This window comes from Paenibacillus segetis (genome assembly GCF_014639155.1).
Lineage (GTDB): Bacteria > Bacillota > Bacilli > Paenibacillales > Paenibacillaceae > Fontibacillus > Fontibacillus segetis.
In genome coordinates this window covers 1-1388 of record NZ_BMFT01000013.1, presented here as the reverse complement: position 1 = coordinate 1388, position 1388 = coordinate 1, and the positions used below count along the sequence as shown (strand labels likewise).

Annotated in this window: 1 protein-coding gene; it reads left to right on the top strand. The window is 48.8% G+C overall.

Annotated features, from left to right (window positions below; translation table 11 throughout):
* Nucleotides 1-1388 (top strand): glycoside hydrolase family 38 C-terminal domain-containing protein (locus IEW05_RS25510; RefSeq protein WP_188542680.1); only part of this gene is annotated, 1388 nt, incomplete at both ends.

The window sequence follows — 1388 nt, the reverse complement described above, 5'->3', positions numbered from 1 at the left end:
GCGAAGGAATTGTACCCGGATACGGAATTCATTCATTCGAACTTCCCGGATTACTTACGTGCGATTGAAAGTGCTAGCGATCGTGAATTGTCGTCTGTTAAAGGCGAGCTTCGTAGCCAACGTACCGATGGCTGGGGCACGCTTGTGAATACGGCGTCAGCTCGTGTCTACCTGAAGCAGATGAATCAACAAGGACAAGCGATCCTCGAGAAGGTCGCAGAGCCGCTTGCATCGATCGCTCATGTGTTGGGACAAGATTATCCGCATCATCTGTTTACGTATGCTTGGAAGACATTGATGCAGAACCATCCACACGATAGCATTTGTGGTTGTAGCGTGGATGAAGTGCATCGTGAGATGGTTACGCGCTTTGACAAGAGCCGCCATGTCGCAGAGAGCATCATCGATGACAGCAAACGTATCATTGCTGAAGCCGTGAATACTTCAGGATTTGCTGAATTTGGCGAAGACCCGCTACCATTGCTTGTGATGAACACCACTGGATGGAGCCGTACGGGAACCGTATCGATCGAGTTGGATGCTGCCCGCTTGTATTTGCGCGAAGGCTTCACGCTGGAAGAAACAGCACAGCGGATGAAGGATGTTGATCTTTCGGGTCGCTTGCTGGTTGATGAGCAAGGAAACGTATTGAACTGCACGGTGGAAGACCTAGGTCTGCTGTTCGGTTATGATCTGCCTGATGATAAATTCCGTCAGCCTTATATGTGCCGCCGGGTCAAATTGACGTTCCAAGCAGAGGACGTTCCAGCTATCGGCTTACGCACCTATGCATGGGTACGGAAAGCAGGAGCTCCAGCTCAAAGTAATTCTCTATTTACGGGAGACCGTACGATGGAGAATGCTACGTTGAAGGTGAATGTTGCAGACGACGGTTCATTCACGCTAACTGATAAAACAACAGGCCGCATTTACAGTGATCTTGGTGTATATGAGAATACTGGAGATATCGGTAATGAATATATGTACAGACAACCTGATGGTGAGAAGACGTTAACGACAAAGGGACTTACTGCAGGGATCTCTGTGCTGGAAGATACACCTTACCGCGCTTCGGTAGAGGTTACCCATGAGTGGGAAATTCCTGCATCAGCAGATGACAAATTAGATGAAGAACAACGGGCACTAGTGTATTATCCAGAGCGCACTGCACAGCGGAGCAGCCGTACTGTGATCATGAAGATCCGTACTGTCATTTCCTTGGAGCAAGGTGGAAAAGGCGTTCACATCGAGACGAAGCTGGATAATCAAGCGAAGGATCACCGGGTTCGTGCGCTGTTCCCTACGGATCTAGAAGCTTCAGTACATCATGTTGATTCGATGTTTGAAGTTGTGGATCGGGATAATGTGCCTGCACCAGAATGGCAAAA